General features: G+C 51.6%; 19 protein-coding genes. 16 read left to right on the plus strand and 3 right to left on the minus strand.

Features of this window, described 5'->3' with window-relative positions; genetic code table 11:
* Window positions 1-5 precede the first annotated feature (5 nt).
* From DWY84_RS06430 to DWY84_RS06465, 9 genes are all read left to right on the plus strand, one after another.
* Window positions 6-1,283, plus strand: coding sequence for an immunoglobulin-like domain-containing protein (locus tag DWY84_RS06430; protein ID WP_118531827.1), 1,278 nt, complete (start codon window positions 6-8; stop codon window positions 1,281-1,283).
* Window positions 1,284-1,373: 90 nt separating this feature from the next.
* Window positions 1,374-1,574: a Flp1 family type IVb pilin gene (locus DWY84_RS06435; RefSeq protein WP_118531829.1), complete on the plus strand. Its 201-nt coding sequence runs from the start codon at window positions 1,374-1,376 to the stop codon at window positions 1,572-1,574.
* Window positions 1,575-1,631: 57 nt separating this feature from the next.
* Complete coding sequence (locus DWY84_RS06440) at window positions 1,632-3,638, plus strand: DUF5702 domain-containing protein (RefSeq protein ID WP_147354285.1); 2,007 nt, start codon at window positions 1,632-1,634, stop codon at window positions 3,636-3,638.
* 87 nt (window positions 3,639-3,725) lie between these two features.
* Window positions 3,726-3,929 carry a hypothetical protein gene (locus DWY84_RS17235; protein WP_147354286.1) on the plus strand — a complete coding sequence of 68 codons (204 nt, stop codon included), beginning with the start codon at window positions 3,726-3,728 and terminating at the stop codon, window positions 3,927-3,929.
* A 29-nt stretch (window positions 3,930-3,958) separates the two neighbouring features.
* Complete coding sequence (locus DWY84_RS06445) at window positions 3,959-4,720, plus strand: hypothetical protein (protein WP_147354287.1); 762 nt, start codon at window positions 3,959-3,961, stop codon at window positions 4,718-4,720.
* Between the two features lie 35 nt (window positions 4,721-4,755).
* Entirely contained in the window at window positions 4,756-5,283 is a 528-nt protein-coding gene (locus DWY84_RS06450) for a prepilin peptidase (RefSeq protein ID WP_118531835.1), read from the plus strand.
* 92 nt (window positions 5,284-5,375) lie between these two features.
* A complete protein-coding gene (locus tag DWY84_RS06455) occupies window positions 5,376-5,663 on the plus strand; it encodes a hypothetical protein (RefSeq protein WP_118531836.1) in 288 nt (95 codons plus the stop codon).
* Window positions 5,660-7,042, plus strand: a complete 1,383-nt coding sequence (locus DWY84_RS06460; RefSeq protein WP_118531838.1) for a DUF6382 domain-containing protein — start codon at window positions 5,660-5,662, stop codon at window positions 7,040-7,042. The genes DWY84_RS06455 and DWY84_RS06460 overlap by 4 nt, the downstream gene beginning before the upstream one ends.
* A gap of 155 nt (window positions 7,043-7,197) precedes the next feature.
* Entirely contained in the window at window positions 7,198-7,461 is a 264-nt protein-coding gene (locus tag DWY84_RS06465; RefSeq protein ID WP_118531840.1) for a hypothetical protein, read from the plus strand.
* 104 nt (window positions 7,462-7,565) lie between these two features.
* Here the strand turns inward: DWY84_RS06465 and DWY84_RS06470 are convergent, their stop codons facing one another.
* Complete coding sequence (locus tag DWY84_RS06470) at window positions 7,566-8,795, minus strand: mandelate racemase/muconate lactonizing enzyme family protein (RefSeq protein WP_118531842.1); 1,230 nt, start codon at window positions 8,793-8,795, stop codon at window positions 7,566-7,568.
* A gap of 152 nt (window positions 8,796-8,947) precedes the next feature.
* On the opposite strand from DWY84_RS06470, the gene DWY84_RS06475 reads away from it, so the two are divergent.
* Together DWY84_RS06475 and DWY84_RS06480 are read left to right on the plus strand one after the other, a co-directional pair.
* Window positions 8,948-9,595 (plus strand): rhomboid family intramembrane serine protease, encoded by a 648-nt coding sequence (locus DWY84_RS06475; protein ID WP_243024777.1) that lies wholly within the window; start codon window positions 8,948-8,950, stop codon window positions 9,593-9,595.
* Window positions 9,596-9,671: 76 nt separating this feature from the next.
* Window positions 9,672-10,088 (plus strand): HIT family protein, encoded by a 417-nt coding sequence (locus DWY84_RS06480; protein ID WP_118531844.1) that lies wholly within the window; start codon window positions 9,672-9,674, stop codon window positions 10,086-10,088.
* Between the two features lie 64 nt (window positions 10,089-10,152).
* On the opposite strand, the gene DWY84_RS06485 is transcribed toward DWY84_RS06480, so the two are convergent.
* Complete coding sequence (locus DWY84_RS06485) at window positions 10,153-11,235, minus strand: undecaprenyldiphospho-muramoylpentapeptide beta-N-acetylglucosaminyltransferase (protein ID WP_118531846.1); 1,083 nt, start codon at window positions 11,233-11,235, stop codon at window positions 10,153-10,155.
* Window positions 11,236-11,409: 174 nt separating this feature from the next.
* On the opposite strand from DWY84_RS06485, the gene DWY84_RS06490 reads away from it, so the two are divergent.
* Window positions 11,410-12,102, plus strand: coding sequence for a 5'-methylthioadenosine/adenosylhomocysteine nucleosidase (locus DWY84_RS06490; RefSeq protein WP_118531848.1), 693 nt, complete (start codon window positions 11,410-11,412; stop codon window positions 12,100-12,102).
* 235 nt (window positions 12,103-12,337) lie between these two features.
* Window positions 12,338-13,246 (plus strand): hypothetical protein, encoded by a 909-nt coding sequence (locus DWY84_RS06495; RefSeq protein ID WP_118531850.1) that lies wholly within the window; start codon window positions 12,338-12,340, stop codon window positions 13,244-13,246.
* 123 nt (window positions 13,247-13,369) lie between these two features.
* Here the strand turns inward: DWY84_RS06495 and DWY84_RS06500 are convergent, their stop codons facing one another.
* The gene (locus DWY84_RS06500; protein WP_118531852.1) at window positions 13,370-13,636 is read right to left on the minus strand and encodes a hypothetical protein; all 267 of its coding nucleotides are present in this window, start codon (window positions 13,634-13,636) and stop codon (window positions 13,370-13,372) included.
* 287 nt (window positions 13,637-13,923) lie between these two features.
* On the opposite strand from DWY84_RS06500, the gene DWY84_RS06505 reads away from it, so the two are divergent.
* The 3 genes from DWY84_RS06505 (at window position 13,924) to DWY84_RS06515 (ending at window position 17,073) form a co-directional block, all read left to right on the plus strand.
* The gene (locus DWY84_RS06505; RefSeq protein ID WP_118531893.1) at window positions 13,924-15,021 is read left to right on the plus strand and encodes a hypothetical protein; all 1,098 of its coding nucleotides are present in this window, start codon (window positions 13,924-13,926) and stop codon (window positions 15,019-15,021) included.
* 66 nt (window positions 15,022-15,087) lie between these two features.
* Window positions 15,088-15,687 carry a spore protease YyaC gene (gene yyaC / locus DWY84_RS06510; RefSeq protein ID WP_118531854.1) on the plus strand — a complete coding sequence of 200 codons (600 nt, stop codon included), beginning with the start codon at window positions 15,088-15,090 and terminating at the stop codon, window positions 15,685-15,687.
* Between the two features lie 129 nt (window positions 15,688-15,816).
* Window positions 15,817-17,073 carry a LysM domain-containing protein gene (locus tag DWY84_RS06515; protein WP_118531856.1) on the plus strand — a complete coding sequence of 419 codons (1,257 nt, stop codon included), beginning with the start codon at window positions 15,817-15,819 and terminating at the stop codon, window positions 17,071-17,073.
* Window positions 17,074-17,098 lie beyond the last annotated feature (25 nt).

The raw sequence follows: 17,098 nt of genomic DNA on the forward strand, positions 1-17,098 counted from the left end.
CATGAATGGGGGAACAGATGTCTCGGGATAAGCAGTGTGATGCAGGAAGCTTTGGAAAAAGGCGCAAAAAAAGAGCAGGTAAAAACAATCGGGCTGCGGCTGCGGTCTGTGTGATGTTCGGGGTTTTGCTCTGGGCGTATCTGTCCTGGTTTCAGCCAGATCCGGAGCCGTATCTGGCCCGGGGGCAGGTAAAGAGGGAGGCATACGGCGGGAGTACAAAAGAGCAGAAACTGATTGTGAGCGGTCTGGAGAAAGATGAGCAGACGATTACCGTAACAGTCAGTCCGAGGGTTTATACCAGAGAAGAAGCTGACGCAGTATTTTACGAAGTCATGGAAGGCATGGAAGAGCGGATACGCGGAAAAAATGAGAGCCTTCAGGCAGTATCCCAGGATCTGAAGCTGCCATCATACTTAAGTGAATACGGTGTGCGGGTACGCTGGCATTCCTCGGAGCCGGAATTCTTATCTTCCGCCGGAACGGTGGATACGGAAATCAAAAGAGCACAGGAGGTGGTGCTGCAGGCAGAGCTTTCCGCAGGAGAATACCGGGCAGATTTTGAACTTCCGGTGACACTGGTACCGGAGTCCCTGACACCGGAAGAACAGAAGAGGAAGCAGTTTTCAGAGGAGCTGGTCCGGCTGGACAGGCAGCAGAAATACGCGGAATATCTGGAACTTCCGGCAGAGTATCAGGGGAAAACGTTATCTTACCGGAATGCGGAAAAACCAAATTATGTGCTCATCCCGTTTCTGGGCGTTTTGATGGCGGCGCTTTTGCTGATGCAGGAGGAGTCAAAACAGCGGGAACAGGCGAAAAAGCGGGAGCAGCAGCTTCTTCTGGACTATGCGGAGCTGGTGTCAAAGCTGCAGGTGCTGGTGGGAGCCGGAATGACAGTGCGCAATGCCTGGGGGCGCATGGTGCAGGATTATGAGGCTGCGGCGGGAAAACAGGTAAGACCGGCTTACGAAGAAATGCGACAGACCTATTACCAGATGGAAAACGGAACGGCAGAGGGAGCGGCTTACCGGGAATTTGGTCAAAGATGCCGCCTGCAGCCTTATCTGAAGCTGAGCAGCATTCTGGAACAGAACCGGAAAACCGGAACAAAGAATCTGCGGGAGCTTTTGCGCACCGAAGTGGAGGATGCCTTTGAACTGCGCAAAAACCTGGCCCGGAAAATGGGAGAGGAAGCGGGAACAAAGCTTTTAGTGCCGCTGTTTCTGCTGTTGTTTGTAGTCATGATCTTTATCATGGTTCCGGCAATGATAACGATGGGATAGTGTGGGATGTCTGGCAGGCCGCCGGTTGCGAAAAAGAGACAGGTGCCGGAAATAAGGATGAATCGAATGAATGACAGGGAGACAATGAGTATGCTGAAAAAGTGGAAAGAAAATAAACTGGTTTCAGAGTGGAATGCGTTTTGGCGCCAGGAGGAGGGCGTGGGAGTCATCGAGGTAGTTTTGATTCTGGTGGTCCTGATTGGCCTGGTGATCATCTTCAAAACGCAGATTACGAAGCTTCTGGAGAATATCTTTAAAGAGATTGAGAGCCAGTCTAAGGAAGTATATTAATTCTGAAACATGGAAAAAGCAGGTGGAAAAAAACAAAATCCGGGCGGTCAGATCACCGTGTTTGTCAGTATAATCCTGATGCTGCTTTTCGCGTTTCTGTGTGTGCTGATGGAGTCGGCCCGCACGGCGGGCGCAAGATGGTATCTGCAGATGGCGGCATCTTCTGCTATGGATTCTGTATTCAGCCAGTATCACCGGGAACTCTGGGACCGCTACCGGCTGCTGTTTGCGGAGTATGAGACCGGGGAGGAGATCGAAGCGGATTTTGCCGGTTTCCTGCTTCCGTATCTGGAAACGGATAACTGGTATCCGATGGCATTGGAAGAAGTTTCGGCAGAGGAAATTGTGCGTGCTGTGGATGGACACGGTGCGTATCTGGAGAAGGAAATCCTGGATTATATGAAGTACGGAATCTGGAACCTGGATTTTGATGGAGATGCGGTGGAAGGCCTCTGGAAACAGGAGAGGGAGGCGGAGGCGGTGACCGAGATGGCACAGACCTATCGTACCAGAACCCGGGATGTCTGGAAGCTGGAGCGGGTTTTAGAATCCATCAGTGAGAATCTGGACCATCAGAGAAATGACCGTCAGCAGGGGCTGAATGCTCTTTCATCCTATGACGGTGCAGGATTTCGACGGGCAGCAGAACAGATGATAGGGGAATTAAAGAAGATGCCGGGACTTGTGAAACAGTATGAAAAAGAGGCGGACAAGCTGGCGGAAACATTGCAGAAAGACCGACAGGAACAGGAAAACCGCGTGGACCGGCTTGGCACGGAAATGACTGCGGCCCTGGAACAGGAAATTCAGGAATATGAAGCGTATGTTGCGGAGAATGGAAAACGCAGGCAGGAAATCCGGGCTCTGGAGCCACGGTCGGTGGAGCAGATCCAGCGTCTGGAGGAATTGATTGAGCTTTCCTATGAAGTAGAACGTGAAATTGAAGAGTGGGAAGATGATGACGATGAAGATGGAGACAGCGAGCCGGATTACGAAAGTCTCTGGAGACCGGTGCGAATCGGTCTGGAAAATATTCAGATCCTGCCGCTGTCATTTGTTCACGGCATTCAGGATAAGGAAAAGGAAGGCTGGCTAAAACAGGTGGAGCAGCTTTATCAGGAGGGAATGCTGGGACTTCTGGTGCCGGAAGGGCGTCAGGTATCAGAAAAGACAGCAGCGCTGGCTGCACTGCCTTCTCAAGCGGAAACATATGATGAGGGAGCCGGAAGCGGAAGCATGCCGGACCATATTCTGGTGAATGAATACTGCGGGATGTTTTTCTCTCAGTTCTGCTCAATGCAGACAGATACTGTGGGTGAGGTGCAAAAACAGAAAACGGGCATTGTCGAGACTGAAAATGCTGTACAGGCAGCAGTGGGGCAGCAGAAAGCCGAAGATTACGCACAGATAGCGGAGCATACCCTGGATTATGAGGTGGAATATCTTCTTTATGGAAATGGAAGTGACCGGGAAAATTTAAGTGATGCGGTGCACCATCTTCTGGCAGTGCGGTCTGGCCTGAATCTCATTCATATCCTGTCGGACAACGCAAAGCGGGCACAGGCCAGAGAACTGGCGGCGGTGATTACCGGAGCAGGCTCCATTACACCGCTGATTCTGGTGACAACCTTTTTTGTGATGTCCGTCTGGGCGCTGGGGGAGGCGCTGATGGACGTCAAAGGATTGCTAGCCGGACGGAAGGTAATGCTGTTTAAGGCGGCGGAAGACTGGACCCTCAGCGTGGAGAAGCTTCTGGCACTGGGCCGGGATGGAAAGCCGGATACGGGAGGCGGAGAGCGGGGACTTTCCTATCTTTCCTGGCTGAAAATCCTGCTGTTTGTGGAACCCCTGGTCTGTCAGGAGTATCGGATCATGGATGTGATCGAGTTAAATCTGGGACAGGAAAACAGCGGGTTCCGGATGCGGAACGGTGTGTATCAGGTGTATATCTCTGGGTCTGTTTGTGGAAAGCACCTGTTCTTTTCTCCTGCGTTTGTGGAAAATCTCACGGGAAATCATGAGCAGGGGATGATGATGACGGTAAAGACGGAGCGGAGATATTGAAATTTTCTGAACTATAGGTGGGAAGGAGGTGAAAAGGAATGTCCTGCTGGATGAAAAACAATGGCGTTTATGAGGAAAGACGAGCAGATGAAAAAAATAAAACAAATGTACCTCTCCAAGTACGAAGCCCCTTTTATGAAAGAAACAGATTTTCAGCTCAGGAACAAAAGAAAGCGCCTTCAGGCAGCAGGGCATTCCCTTTCATCTCCTTTCCAGGCCACTGGTGCAGAAAAAGGCATGGGAAGCATCGGGGCAAAGCCGGAGTATCGAAGCTGCTTCGGGCATCCCTGACTCTGGAGGCCGCACTGGTACTGCCGCTTGTGATCTTTGCTTCGGTCTGCCTGATGCTTCCGGCAAAGCTCATGATAACGGAGCGGAAGCTGCAGGCAGGGCTTGAGGCGGCGGGGGAAGAGTTAAGCCAGTATGCCTATCTCCTGGATAGTGTGGAACAGGGAAAGCTGGACGGGATTCCCGGTGCGGGGGAGGCCGCGAAGGCCTTCAGCAAAAACGCGGAAGCCATTGCCGCGCCGCTTTATGCCAGAAGCCGGGCGCTGGCTTACTGTGATACCGCAAACGTATCCCATGTCAGTATGCTTGGTTCCTCGGTGAAGGAGGATGGAGAGACACTGGATCTGGTGATGGATTATGATATTTCTTTTCCATTTCCAGTACTGGGACTTTCCTCCCTTCATCGCACCGTGCGAAGCCGGAGGCGCTGCTGGATCGGACGGGAAGGCCGGTATGGGGAAGGCACGGAAAACGCGGATGAGGATGAGCGGATCGTCTATGTAGGGAAAAACAGTACACGCTACCATCCAGACCGGAATTGTCATTATCTTTCCAATAAGCTGACGGCCGTATCCTGGGAGCGTGTTTCAGATAAGCGGAACACGGACGGCAGCAAATATTATCCCTGCTCTGCCTGCGCGAAAGGGGCAGGAAAAGGGAGTACCGTCTACATTATGTCAAGCGGAGGCAAGTATCATACATTGCAGGACTGCAAGGCAATCATGGCCTATGTGCGGGCGGTAAAGCTGAAGGAAGTTAAATATCTCGGTGCCTGCTCTTACTGTGGAGGATGAGCCGGAGCAGTGAATGATATGATGAGGGAAGTATTATGAAAATAGAAATGGCGCGTATGGGAGTGTTTCTTGTGTTTTTACTGGCGGCAGCCTGGCAGGATTTTGGAACAAAACAGATTTCATCGGAAATTCTGTGGTTATCCGGAACAGCGGCCCTGGTCTGTCAGTCCCTGTCCGTGCTGTGTCTGGCATTTATAAAGGAAGCGGGGGCAGAAGAAACGGTACTTTGGTTTTTTCTGAATGCCTGGGGACCTTACCTGGCGGGAGTATTACCCGGAGCAGCGCTTCTGGCCCTTTCCTGGCTGGGCTGTGGAATCGGTGCCGGAGACGGCTTCTTTTTCCTGGTGAGCGGGCTGCTTCTTGGACTGCGGCATAACCTGCTGTTTTTGTGCGGAACGGTGTTATGCTGCGGTTTGTTTGGTCTTGGATATTATGTCTGGAGCCGGTTGAAAGGAAATGATGCGGGAGGAAAAACAGAACTTCCGCTGCTGCCCTTTGGTGTGATACCGGGGATTTGGACGGCGGTGTTGTATATGACGGAGTTTCGGGCATTTGGAGTGTAGAATGCAGAGAGTGTCTGGACGCGGTGATGTCGGGGACTGCAAGAACACATGCCCTGTGAGTCGGCACGAATGTGCATTCAGCAGGAGGGAAGATGAAATTACAGGCAAGTATGACTGTAGAAGCGGCAGGTGTCATGGTGGTGGTGCTGACAACGCTTATGATTCTGATGGGGCAGGCCATGAACTGGAGCGCCAGAGCAGCGGGAAATTTTGCGCTGCATGAGACTGTGGAGCGGGAGCGGCACCGGATAGAACATGCGGAGGAGGAACAGATAAAAGAGCAGGCGAAAGGAAACAACTGGGAGCTGGAGATTACGGCGCCGGTCTTTCGCCCGGAAAAAATGCTCAGGATGTGGAGCCTGGCGGAGGATATGACATGAAGACCAGTTATCAGAGAGAACTGAAGCGGAATTATCTTATTGTGGAGACAGAAACTTCAGAGGGGCAGGGAGAGCCGCCATTTGAGCAGAAGATGCTGGAGCAGAATCAGATTGACGGGATTTTGCGGTTTCAGGTGCGGCAGAAGGATGAGGAGGTTCGCTTCTTTTACGAGATTACTTCTAAACAGCCGTTGTCCCGCCTTCTGGAAGGGCAGACGATTCAGGCAGAGCAGATCCGGGCCCTGGTGTTTGGGATTGCCCGGTCACTGGATCATATGGAACAGTATCTGCTCAGTGAAAAAAGCGTGCTTCTGGACCCGGAATATCTGTATGTGGATCCGGAAAGCCTGAAGGTCTGGCTGTGCCTGGTGCCGGGAATGGAATGTGATTTCCCGGAGGATTACAGCCGGTTTCTGGAGTATCTGCTTGGTAAAGTGGATCACCGTGATAAAGAGTCGGTGGTGCTGGCCTATGGCCTGTATCAGGAAACCAGAAAAGAAAATTACGGAATGGCGGATATTCTGCGGCTGGCACAGCAGAAAAGCAGTGTGAGCGGGCCGAATCATAAAAGCGGGACAACGAGCCAATGGCAAAGATCTGACGATTTGCAAGTTTTACAGTCAGCAGGCGGGAACATTGACGGGGAAAAATCACTGGAAGAAGGAGATCATGTGCAAAGAATCAGACAGGAAAATGGCTGGCAGCTGGGAACAGTGCGCGGGAGGCAGATCCAGACAGACGCACAGGAAGAACCAGCTGGTTTGCTTGGCAGGTGGAAACAGAGGAGAAAGGAACGAAAAGAAGAGAAACAGAGAGAGCTGGAGCGGGCTGTGCAGATGCCCTGGGATACCATCGCATTTGATGGCGCTTCTCCGGAAGAATGGGGAACTCCGGAAGGATATGGCAGAGCAGAATACAAAGAGGAGCGTGGAACAGAAAATAGCGGAGTAAGGTATGAAATGGGAAATGGTGGAACAGCGTATGACCCGGGCAGCCGGGCAGGCCGACAGCAGCCGTTGGAAGCCGCAGCGGCAGCTCAAAGCAGCGACACAATCCTGCTGAATGGAGAAACGAACGGAGCCGCTGCCCAGGTGAAGCGCCTGACCGCGCTGGAACCAGGCACAGAAGACATCGTCATTGCCTATTATCCGTTTATCATTGGAAAACAGGAAAACCTGGTAGACTATGTTCTTCGCCGGGAAACTGTCAGCCGCCTGCATCTTCGCATCGATCGGAAGGAAGACCGCTACTATGTGCAGGACTTAAATTCCACAAACGGCACCATGGCCGGCGGCCATATGTTGGAAAATAACGAAATCATGGAAATATGGGATGGCGTGGAGATCAGCATTGCGGGAGCGAGATACAGATTTGAATAAGAATGTGTGGAAAGTGTAACGCATGGCAGACAGAATAATGGGAGAATCCCTGCTTGAGAAATGGAGGGGTGGATGCTAAAATGAAATTCAAAGCGGCAGGATGATACGGAACTTGGACGGCTGATGCATGATCTTCATTGTGCAGATGCTGAAAAATGTATAACAGTATTTTAGCAGACCGGGTGAGGGAATTAAAGCATACGCAGAAGGGAGTGGAACGAATGTGCAGGGAGATGGAGCAGATTTACAGTGAGGGTATTGAAATTGGAGAAAAGAGAGGAATAGAGCTGGGAGCACTGGAAAAAGCCAGGGAAACCGCGATTTCTCTTGTTGGAATGGGCTTGTCGGTAGATAAGATTGCCGAGGCTGTGAAAATTAGTGAAGAGGTCGTGAAAGAATGGCTGGATAGAGCAGTATAAGTTTGAAAATTGAATTATAAGAGCACGTAAAAACCCCCACGGCATGAAGTCTGTCTGGAAATTCCAGATTTACAGAAATGCCATGGGGATTTTGTTGTTTTATTCTATTTATTCTGACTTCCCGTTTCCCGGATGACAGCGTCTTTCCGTTTCTTCACCTCTGGACGGAGCACAGCGCCGATTCCAGGGGCGTTCGGAAGTTTGGCATGCCCGTTTTCAATAACCGGAAGAGCTTCCACAATATCCTGATACCAGGTTGCGAGGTTGGCGCGGACCACTTCCTGGAAGAGGCCTGCCGGGGAGTTTAAGGCAAGGTGCAGGCCGGACCAGAGAAGAACCGGACCGGTGCAGTCATGGGGCGCGATTGGAATGTTGTAGCTTTCCGCAAGAGCCGCAATCTTGCGGCCTTCGGTCAGGCCGCCGCACCAGCCAAGATCCAGCATGGCGTAATCAAAGGCGCCGGCCGCGAACATCTGGCGGAAGGTGACAGCTCCGGCCAGAGTTTCGCTGCCGCAGATAGGCGTTCGGGTCTTGGAACGGAGTTCTTTGATCTGCTGGATGTCATCCATCTTGCAGAGCGGATCCTCTGCCCAGAAGATATCGTAGGGCTCCAGGGCTTTGCAGATGCGCAGGGCAGCAGGCGTGCTCCAGAGGCTGTGCAGTTCGCACATGATTTCCGTTTTATTGCCGACGGCATCGCGGATCAGCTGAAACGGCTTCAGGCCCGCTTCCAGATCTTCTGCGGAGATCCAGTTTCCCTGGGTTTTTGCGGCAAAGGGGTCAAATGGCCAGATCTTCATAATCTTATAGCCTTCGCTTAAGAGGCTCTTTGCCAGGGCACCGGCATCGCGCGTAAACGCAACCTGATCATCGTAAGGCCCGCGCATCTCATCCTTGTCGGTGATCATGCGACGGCTGGTTCCGGAATTGTAGGCACTACTGCTGGCATTGAAGGAGTAGCCGGAGCAGGTGTTATAAACCTGAATGGAAGAGCGGGATGCTCCGCCCAGGGCCTCATAAACCGGGATGCCGTGGCGTTTTCCGGCCAGATCCCAGAGGGCAATATCAATGGCGCTGGCTGCCCGGATTTCCGCGCTGGCACTGTGGAAACCTACATAAGGAGTTAAGAGTGTGCGGGAAATCAGTTCAATATTTCTGGAATCCTGCCCGATCAGCCACGGGCAGATATCATGGTGGATGATGGTTTCAATGGCAGCAGTACCGCGCCAGGCTTCCCCCAGGCCGGTGAGATTTTCGTCAGTTTCAATTTCAACCCAGATGCTGTTCGGAAACTGCTCCAGGCGGATGGTACGGACATTGGTAATGATAGACATGGAAAGACCTCCTCATCAAAAAGATTAAGAAGATTATAGTACGCGCAGACTGTACAATCAATGGATTTTGTACATGGATTTTTCCGGGCGGATACGGTAAGATAATGGATGAACTGTAGCATAGAAAGTATTGTAAAAAGAACGGAGTTTACATGAACCAGTATCAGAATCCTTATTATATGGTGCCGCAGCGGCGGCCGCGGGCATGGGTGAATGGCACCCTGATCGTCCTGAATATCCTGTATTTTTTGTATCTGGAGCTGACCGGTTCCACAGAAGATGCCTATTTCATGCTGGAGCATGGGGCCATGTATGGTCCGTTTGTCCTGCGGGGGCATGAATATTACCGGCTGCTGACCTCTATGTTTATGCACTTTGGAATCAACCATATTGTGAATAACATGCTGGTTTTGTTTGTCCTTGGGGATAATCTGGAACGGGCGCTGGGCAAGGTGAAGTATCTGATCTTTTATCTGATCTGCGGAGTCGGAGCCAATGCAGTTTCCCTACTGTTTGAAATTCTGGTGGGGGACTGGTCGGTAGGAGCCGGGGCGTCCGGCGCGATTTTCGGCGTAGTTGGCGGACTGATCTATGTGGTGGCCGTGAACAAGGGACGGCTGGAGGATTTAAGCACGCGGCAGCTGGTGATCATGGCGGCATTTTCTCTGTATCTGGGCTTTACCAGCACTGGCGTGGACAACACCGCCCATGTGGCCGGTCTGGTGATCGGAATCATCCTGGCCGCCATTCTGTACCGCAAACCAAAGCGCACTTGCAGAGCAGATATTTGGGGGGTATAATGTGTGATAGCAATGAGCAGTGCTTTTTATTTGTTTTTGAACAAGCACTGCGTGAAAGCGAATGGAGGAAACGATAATGAGAGATGACAACTGTATTTTCTGTAAAATCGCAAACGGCGAAATCCCGTCTGCAACCGTATATGAGGATGATGATTTCCGCGCAATTCTGGATTTAGGCCCAGCCTCAAATGGCCACACCCTGATCCTGCCGAAGAATCATTATAAAGATCTCTGCGAGGCAGATGAGGCAGTTATGGCAAAGATTCTGCCGTTAGCCGCAAAGCTTGGAACATCCATGAAGAGCCAGCTTGGCGCAAGCGGCTTCAATGTGGTTCAGAACAACGGAACCAGCGCAGGTCAGACCGTGTTCCATCTGCATGTTCATGTAATCCCGCGCTACGAGGGCGGCCCGGACATGGTAAACTGGGCACCGGGCAAGCCGGAGCAGGAAGAGCTGGCACAGACTGCCGAGACTTTAAAAGCAGGACTGTAAAGAACATATAACATAAAATGGGCTGTGAAAAATGTTTCATTTTTCACAGCCATTTTTGCAAATACTATTTATCAGCCTCTTCCTTCTCTGCATAGGACGCGATCAGTCCCATCACGATGCTCACTGCATCGGACAGCTCGCTCTTTTCCATAGCATCCACAAACTTTCTGCGGTTTTCGTAGGTGCTTTCAATAGCGTCATACAGGGTGTCACTGGTAACATTTTCTTCCTCCAGAACAGTGGAGAAGCCCTGTTTCTCAAAGGACCGGGCGTTTAAGATCTGGTCGCCGCGGCTTGCTGCTGCGGAGAGCGGAATCAGGATGTTCGGTTTTCTAAGTGCCAGGATCTCGCAGATGGAGTTTGCGCCCGCGCGGGACAGAACGATGTCGGCAGCGGCAAACAGATGGCGCAGCGGAGCATCTACATATTCATACTGTACATATCCTGGACGGCCGATGAGACTGTCGTCCAGATGGCCTTTTCCGCAGATATGTATCACCTGATATTTCTGCAGAAGCTTTGGCAGCAGTGCGCGGACGGCGTTGTTGACGGCAACAGCACCCAGGCTTCCGCCAATGACCATAATAATCGGTTTGGCAGCGGAAAGACCGGTGAAATTGAGACCGGTCAGGCGGTCCCCCTGGAGCAGCTCCCGGCGGATGGGGGATCCGGTGAGGACAGCTTTGTCTTCCGGCAGATACTGTAAGGTCTCCGGGAAGTTGCAGCAGACCTTGGCAGCGGACGGGATGCAGATCTTGTTGGCCAGTCCCGGAGTCATGTCGGACTCATGGATGATGGTCGGAATCTTAAAGTGTTTTGCGGCCAGAACCACCGGAACGGACACAAATCCGCCTTTGGAGAAGACTACATCCGGGCGGTATTTCTTTAAAAGCGCGCGTGCCTCGGCATAGCCTTTGATGACACGGAACGGATCGGAAAAGTTTTTGATGTCGAAGTAACGGCGCAGCTTGCCGGATGAGATGCCATCGTAAGGAATGCCGGCACCCTCAATCAGTTTTTTCTCGATGCCGTTGTAGGAACCGATGTAATGAATCTCATAGCCGCGCTCCTGCAAAGATGGCAGCAGAGCCAGGTTCGGTGTAACGTGTCCGGCAGTACCGCCGCCGGTCAGAACGATTTTCTTCATATAATATACCTCCGGTTGGATAGAAGTCTGAATCATAAAAACATCTGTACTACTATAGTACCCGCCGGGGGCAAAATGTCAACCCTGAAAAATCCGTTGCCTTTCCGCAAAAGGTTTGTTAGACTGGTAAGGAGAAAATTGACAACAGATCACAGAAAGCAGAGGAAATCATATATGTTAGGAATTATCGGTGCCATGAAGGCGGAAGTGGAGCAGTTGAAGCAGGAAATGAAGCAGCCGGAGATTGTAACCGTGGCTGGCATGGAGTTTTATAAGGGAACTATCGGAGAAAAAGAGGTGGTTGTGGTTCAGTCCGGAATCGGCAAGGTCAGCGCAGCGCTGTGCGTACAGATCCTGGCAGACCGTTTTGGAGTGGATGGTGTGGTCAATACTGGTATTGCAGGTTCCCTGAAAGCAGAGATCAACATTGGAGATCTGGTGCTTTCCACGGATGCGATCCAACATGATGTGGACGCAACCAACTTTGGTTACCCGTTAGGAGAGATTCCACAGCTGGGAACCCTGACTTTTGAGGCAGATGAGCGCCTGCGCGGTCTGGCAAAGAAGTGCTGTGAGGAGGTAAATCCAGATATCAGCATTTATGAGGGCAGAGTCCTGACCGGAGATCAGTTTATCTGTGATAAGAAAAAGAAAGAGTGGCTGAGTGAGACCTTTAACGGCTCCTGCACCGAGATGGAGGGCGCGGCCATTGCCCAGGCGGCTTACTTAAACAAGATCCCGTTCCTGATCGTGCGTGCCATCTCCGACAAGGCCGATGACAGCGCCTCCATGGATTATCCGGAATTTGAGCGCCAGGCCATCATTCACAGCACGAACCTGACCCGCGCACTGATTCTGGCATACTAAGCGGCCTATGGACGCCGGAGCAGATGCCAGGCTACGGTCATACCTGAAGGTAACACGCGTTTTTTAGCAGAACTTGACGAACGATTCTGAGCTCCCTGAACTTTTCAAACGGTGACTGGGCAGTTATAATGATACCTGTCGAGACACCATGGCAACTGTCACACACGCTGCGGGACGGATCCTGAAACGCCGCGTGTGGCAGTTGGAAAAAGGAAAAGAAAGGGGAGCTGTTTTTATGCTGCAATTACTGGAAACAGGCCGTGCGCTCTACGCGCTGGCAGCACTTTGCGTACTGGGGATTTTGACACGGATGATCACCCGTCACGCCTACAAAAGATTGCTGAAGGAAAGCAAAGACCTTTCACTGACCAAGAACAAAAGTTTAAAGGAACTCCGGCAGAGAGCGGAGAATACATATCGTGTGAATCAGGGACTGGTAGACAGTGGCGCCTGGCTGGAGCATCAGCTGTATGAATTCAGAACCATGGGAATCAGGCTTTCTGCCTGGAGCGGCATGAGCGTGCGGTGGACGTGGCTTTGTTTGCTGCTTGGCGGCGCGGCAGCCTTTTTCTCTTACTGGTATCGTCTGGATACCTATTATGTAGTTTTATATGGCGGAGGAGCGGTACTCATGGCTATGCTGACCATGCTGTTTGACGGCGGAATTGCAGGAGATTTAAAGGAGCAGCTGCTGATCAGCCTGCAGGATCAGATTGACAACGTGGTAGGACCGAAAATGGCACGGAATCTTTCCATGGAAAACGGACGTACGGAGGGCATGGGAGACCGGGGCGCGCTGCGCAATGTGAGCCGTCTGGTAGACCGGGCCGGACGCATGGGCCGGGTAGAGCCGGAGGATGATGAAGAACAGCAGACTGCGCGGACGGCCCAGGCTGCAAGCGGAGGCCGCAGGGAGAACCGCAGAAATGGCAATCGCGTTTCTGCTGCCGTGAAAACCGCGGCTCCCGCACCGGAGACTCCGGCCAAGGAGAGCATCCGGGATGCGGACTTTATTAAGCGGGGACTGGAGCAGATGGCGGCCAGCCGGGAGAAGAACCGGGGAAGTGATGAAAACTGGATCAGGGATTTAAAACCGGAGGAGGTAGAGCTGATCGGAGATATTTTGAAGCAGTATCTGGCCTGAAAATGGCCCGGAGTCTGATTGAGACGCTGTCATTTGCGCAATATGCGGACGGCGGCAATCCATCCATCTGACAAAAAAGGAGAGGCGTTTCCATTTGACGGAAGCGTCTCCCTTTTTTCCTTTTTATTCTTCGATTACTTCAATCTCCAGATAATCAAAATCGATCTGTTCAATAAAGCTGTCTTTGGTGAATCTTGTTTTGGCGTGGCGTTTAAAGTCATTGATGTTGGAGGAGAGCCAGATTGGCTTCCCAAGATCAAATTCATAACAGATATCATCCAGAGACTGGAATACCATACTGGTGCGGGACATACTGTAATCAGTCTGGCAGATTACGGTATCTTTGACCAGGTGGTTATCCTTCCAGATCTTTCCCCACATACGGAACATATATTTCTCCTTTCGGACTGCATCCGGAGGTCTGGGCAAATAAGCCTGATGATTCCGGGTTTTCTTTTTGTTAAGTTTCTGAATAGTTACGAGTATAAGGGATTTTGGCTTTTCTGTAAAGCGGCATCCGTTAGATTGTCGGATCCTGTTACATTCGCTTGTAGTTCGAATCAGAATGTAGTAAACTGTAAACAGTATATTTCGAAGAGAAAGCTTTCGCAGAAAACAAAATTCCGGACATGGGGCTTTGTTTTGCAAAGGAAAAGCTTGCGAAGGAGGAAACAGATATGGCGCAGACTATTCAGGAATGCCTGGACTATCTGGCAGCAGCAAGGGAATCTGTAGAGGAACTGTCGTTGGCCGCAGACCGGGAAGAACAATTAAAGCAGGATGAGAATCGACTGAAAAAGGCTCTGGATACCGAAAAAAAGCAGATGTCGGATGCTGTAGGCACTACGGTAAAAAAAAGGAGAGAGGAGCTGAATTCCAGTTATGACACGGAGATCAGCAAAGCGCAGGATCTGTTAAAGAAAGCCCGTGCAAGGCGGGAAAAAGCCAGAAACCAGGGCGTGAAGGAGCGTATTGCGGAGGAGACCTCCGAGCTTCATGAGTATAATAAAGAACTGCTTGGCAATATGAAAGCAAAGTTCCGGGAGCATCATGCACCGTCCTGGTGCCGGAGCCGTCTTTACTACAGTCTTTATATGCCGCGGTGGGCCAAGGAATTTCTGGGGCTTCTGATCTTTATCGCGTTATTTTTCCTGGTACTGCCATTTGGGATTTACGCAGCACTGCCCCAGCATAAGACCCTGTATCTGGCACTTATTTATGTGGCGGATATCGTGATCGTGGGCGGAATCTACATGTGGATCGGCAACCACACAAAGCTCCAGTACGCGGAATGCTTAAAGGAAGGCCGCCGCATCCTGGACCAGATGCATGCCAATGACAAAAAAATCAAAGTCATCACCGGCACCATCCGCAAGGACCGCAACGAGTCGCTTTATGATCTGGAGAAATATGACGATGAGATTGCGCGGCTGACACAGGAACTCAATGAGGTGGCGGCAAAGAAAAAAGAGGCATTAAATACATTTGAGACCGTCACAAAGAACATTTTACAGGATGAAATCGAGCATGGACACCGGGAAAAGATCGCGGAACTGGAGCATGAATATGAGGACGTAAAACGTCAGCTTCAGCTTACTACGGCGGAGGTGAAGGCACGCCGCCTTACACTCACGGACCAGTATGGAAGTCATCTGGGCAAAGAATTTCTGGATCCGTTCAAGCTGCAGGATTTAAGTAATATCCTGCAGCAGGGACGGGCTTCCAATATTAGTGAAGCCATCGGTGTTTACCAGGAAGATGAGCGGAAACACTGATACGAATAAAAGTTGTCCGGCCTGCCTATAATAGGAGTAACAAAATGGCGCAGGCGGGATGAGATCATGAAAAAACGAATCAGAGAGCAGGACATTTACTATTTTGACTCCGGAGAGCAGGAAGACACCGGGCTTTGCGCCGGCATGCTCCGGCAGATGATCGGTGAGATCATGCGCAGGGAGAATCGAAGGGGGGTCCTGCTCTTTTGTATTGGAACGGACCGTTCCACCGGAGACAGCCTGGGTCCGCTGATCGGCCATAAACTGCGGGACCTGGGACAGAAAAATGAGCGGGTTCAGGTAGTGGGAACCCTGGACTGCCCGGTTCATGCCATGAACCTGGAACAGGCCATTTTTATGGTACGCCGCTGTTATCCGGACCATGTGATCGTGGCGGTGGACGCGTCGGTGGGAAGGAGTGAGCATGTGGGCTGCGTCACTCTGGGAAAAGGCGCGCTTCGGCCGGGCCTTGGAGTCTGCAAGGAGCTGCAGGCAGTGGGAGATATCTTTATCACCGGAATTGTGGGAGGCTGCGGAAGCTGTGATCCGCTGATGCTGCAGAGCGTACGTCTCTCTGTGGTCATGCGGATGGCAGATTATATCTGCGACAGCGTGCGGCAGGCACTGGTTCCGGAACCACACAATTTTTGTCGAAGAGTTTTATAGATTCCATGACGCAAACTGACAAATTATACGGGCACTTCGTGGTATGATGCAGCAAACGGGCCACGGACAGGTACAAAATGATGCTGCGCTTTGTCTGTGGTTATAAACATCATGCTGTGGGGTGAGATTATGGGTGAACTTTATAATCCGTATCCGAAACTGCCGAAAAATATCCGGCAGGTCGGGGAGCGGGATCAGGTGGTAAAGCTTTATATCGAGGATTATGTCAATACATATCTGAAAAGACTGTATCCGGCCGGAGGACAGGATCTGCGGGTCGGCCTTCTTCTGGGGGAAATCCGCACGGAAGAAGGAATTCCGTTTCTGTTCATTGACGGAGCACTGGAGATGGAGCAGGTGACCCGGGAAGGGGAAAAGGTGGAATTTACCGAGGAGGCCTGGAAAAAGGCGTATCAGGTGATGGAGCAGATGTTTCCCCACCGCAGTGTACAGGGGTGGTTTTTGTGCGGCGCACCGGGGTGCGCTTTAAGCCCGCTGGATTACTGGAAGCAGCACGGGCAGTATTTTTCCGGAAAAAACCAGCTGATGTACTTAAATTCCGGACTGGAAGGGGAAGAGGCCATTTATACGGCCTCGGAGGACGGATTTTATAAACTCAGGGGCTACAGCATTTATTATGAAAGAAACCAGATGATGCAGGATTACATGGTGTCCAGAAAGGACGCAAGGCGCGTGGAAAGCGGGACCAGGGATATGGTGATCCAGGATTTCCGTGACCGGATGGAGGAGCGGAAGCAGAGTGTGGGACATGCCCGCTCTGCCATTGGACTTCTGGGCGGAACCTGCAGTGTCCTGGCAGTTCTTGTTCTGGCAGGAGGCCTGGTCATGTTTGGAAATTACCGGAAAATGAAGGATATGGAGGCGGTGATCGCTTCGGTGATGCCGTCTGATGTTAAGACCGGGGGCCTGAGATCCTTTGCCGGACAGGATGAAGACGGGGATCTGGAAGTGGAGTCTGTGCCGGGGGAGGTTTATCCGACTCTGGCGGACATTGTGATCGATCAGGGGACTGGGACTGATGTGAACGCGGCTGGAAATGACGCCGCAGGAATGGAAGCTGGAGCGGATGTAGCAGGAAACACAAATGCCGGAACATCTGCTTCCGGGGCACAGAATGCTTCTGAAACCAGCACACCCCATGGCGGAAATGCAGGCGCTTCGGCGGATGCGGCTCCAGCGGCGGCCGTGGTACAGATCCCGTCTGATGCTGTAAAATATGTGGTTCAGGAGGGGGAAACTCTGTACGGAATCTGCATAGAACGCTACCACAGTATGGCCCAGATTCCGCAGATCTGCGCATGGAACGGACTGGCAGATGAGAATCACATTTCCGTGGGGCAGGAGTTGTATCTTCCTGCGAAATGATGTATACTTGAATATATATCCTTCA

Origin of the sequence: Clostridium sp. AF27-2AA, assembly GCF_003478505.1 — a bacterium.
Classification (GTDB): Bacteria; Bacillota; Clostridia; order Lachnospirales; family Lachnospiraceae; genus Brotaphodocola.

What these genes read in the sequence shown, in the direction of transcription:
- DWY84_RS06490 (WP_118531848.1), top strand. Translation starts at nt 11,410, where the DNA reads ATGTTAGGAATTATCGGTGCCATGAAGGCGGAAGTGGAGCAGTTGAAG.
- DWY84_RS06500 (WP_118531852.1), bottom strand. Translation starts at nt 13,636, where the DNA reads ATGTTCCGTATGTGGGGAAAGATCTGGAAGGATAACCACCTGGTCAAA.
- DWY84_RS06460 (WP_118531838.1), top strand. Translation starts at nt 5,660, where the DNA reads ATGAAGACCAGTTATCAGAGAGAACTGAAGCGGAATTATCTTATTGTG.
- yyaC (WP_118531854.1), top strand. Translation starts at nt 15,088, where the DNA reads ATGAAAAAACGAATCAGAGAGCAGGACATTTACTATTTTGACTCCGGA.
- DWY84_RS06465 (WP_118531840.1), top strand. Translation starts at nt 7,198, where the DNA reads ATGTATAACAGTATTTTAGCAGACCGGGTGAGGGAATTAAAGCATACG.
- DWY84_RS06485 (WP_118531846.1), bottom strand. Translation starts at nt 11,235, where the DNA reads ATGAAGAAAATCGTTCTGACCGGCGGCGGTACTGCCGGACACGTTACA.
- DWY84_RS06455 (WP_118531836.1), top strand. Translation starts at nt 5,376, where the DNA reads ATGAAATTACAGGCAAGTATGACTGTAGAAGCGGCAGGTGTCATGGTG.
- DWY84_RS06470 (WP_118531842.1), bottom strand. Translation starts at nt 8,795, where the DNA reads ATGTCTATCATTACCAATGTCCGTACCATCCGCCTGGAGCAGTTTCCG.
- DWY84_RS06450 (WP_118531835.1), top strand. Translation starts at nt 4,756, where the DNA reads ATGAAAATAGAAATGGCGCGTATGGGAGTGTTTCTTGTGTTTTTACTG.
- DWY84_RS06505 (WP_118531893.1), top strand. Translation starts at nt 13,924, where the DNA reads ATGGCGCAGACTATTCAGGAATGCCTGGACTATCTGGCAGCAGCAAGG.
- DWY84_RS06435 (WP_118531829.1), top strand. Translation starts at nt 1,374, where the DNA reads ATGCTGAAAAAGTGGAAAGAAAATAAACTGGTTTCAGAGTGGAATGCG.
- DWY84_RS06495 (WP_118531850.1), top strand. Translation starts at nt 12,338, where the DNA reads ATGCTGCAATTACTGGAAACAGGCCGTGCGCTCTACGCGCTGGCAGCA.
- DWY84_RS06475 (WP_243024777.1), top strand. Translation starts at nt 8,948, where the DNA reads ATGAACCAGTATCAGAATCCTTATTATATGGTGCCGCAGCGGCGGCCG.
- DWY84_RS06430 (WP_118531827.1), top strand. Translation starts at nt 6, where the DNA reads ATGGGGGAACAGATGTCTCGGGATAAGCAGTGTGATGCAGGAAGCTTT.
- DWY84_RS17235 (WP_147354286.1), top strand. Translation starts at nt 3,726, where the DNA reads ATGAAAAAAATAAAACAAATGTACCTCTCCAAGTACGAAGCCCCTTTT.
- DWY84_RS06480 (WP_118531844.1), top strand. Translation starts at nt 9,672, where the DNA reads ATGAGAGATGACAACTGTATTTTCTGTAAAATCGCAAACGGCGAAATC.
- DWY84_RS06515 (WP_118531856.1), top strand. Translation starts at nt 15,817, where the DNA reads ATGGGTGAACTTTATAATCCGTATCCGAAACTGCCGAAAAATATCCGG.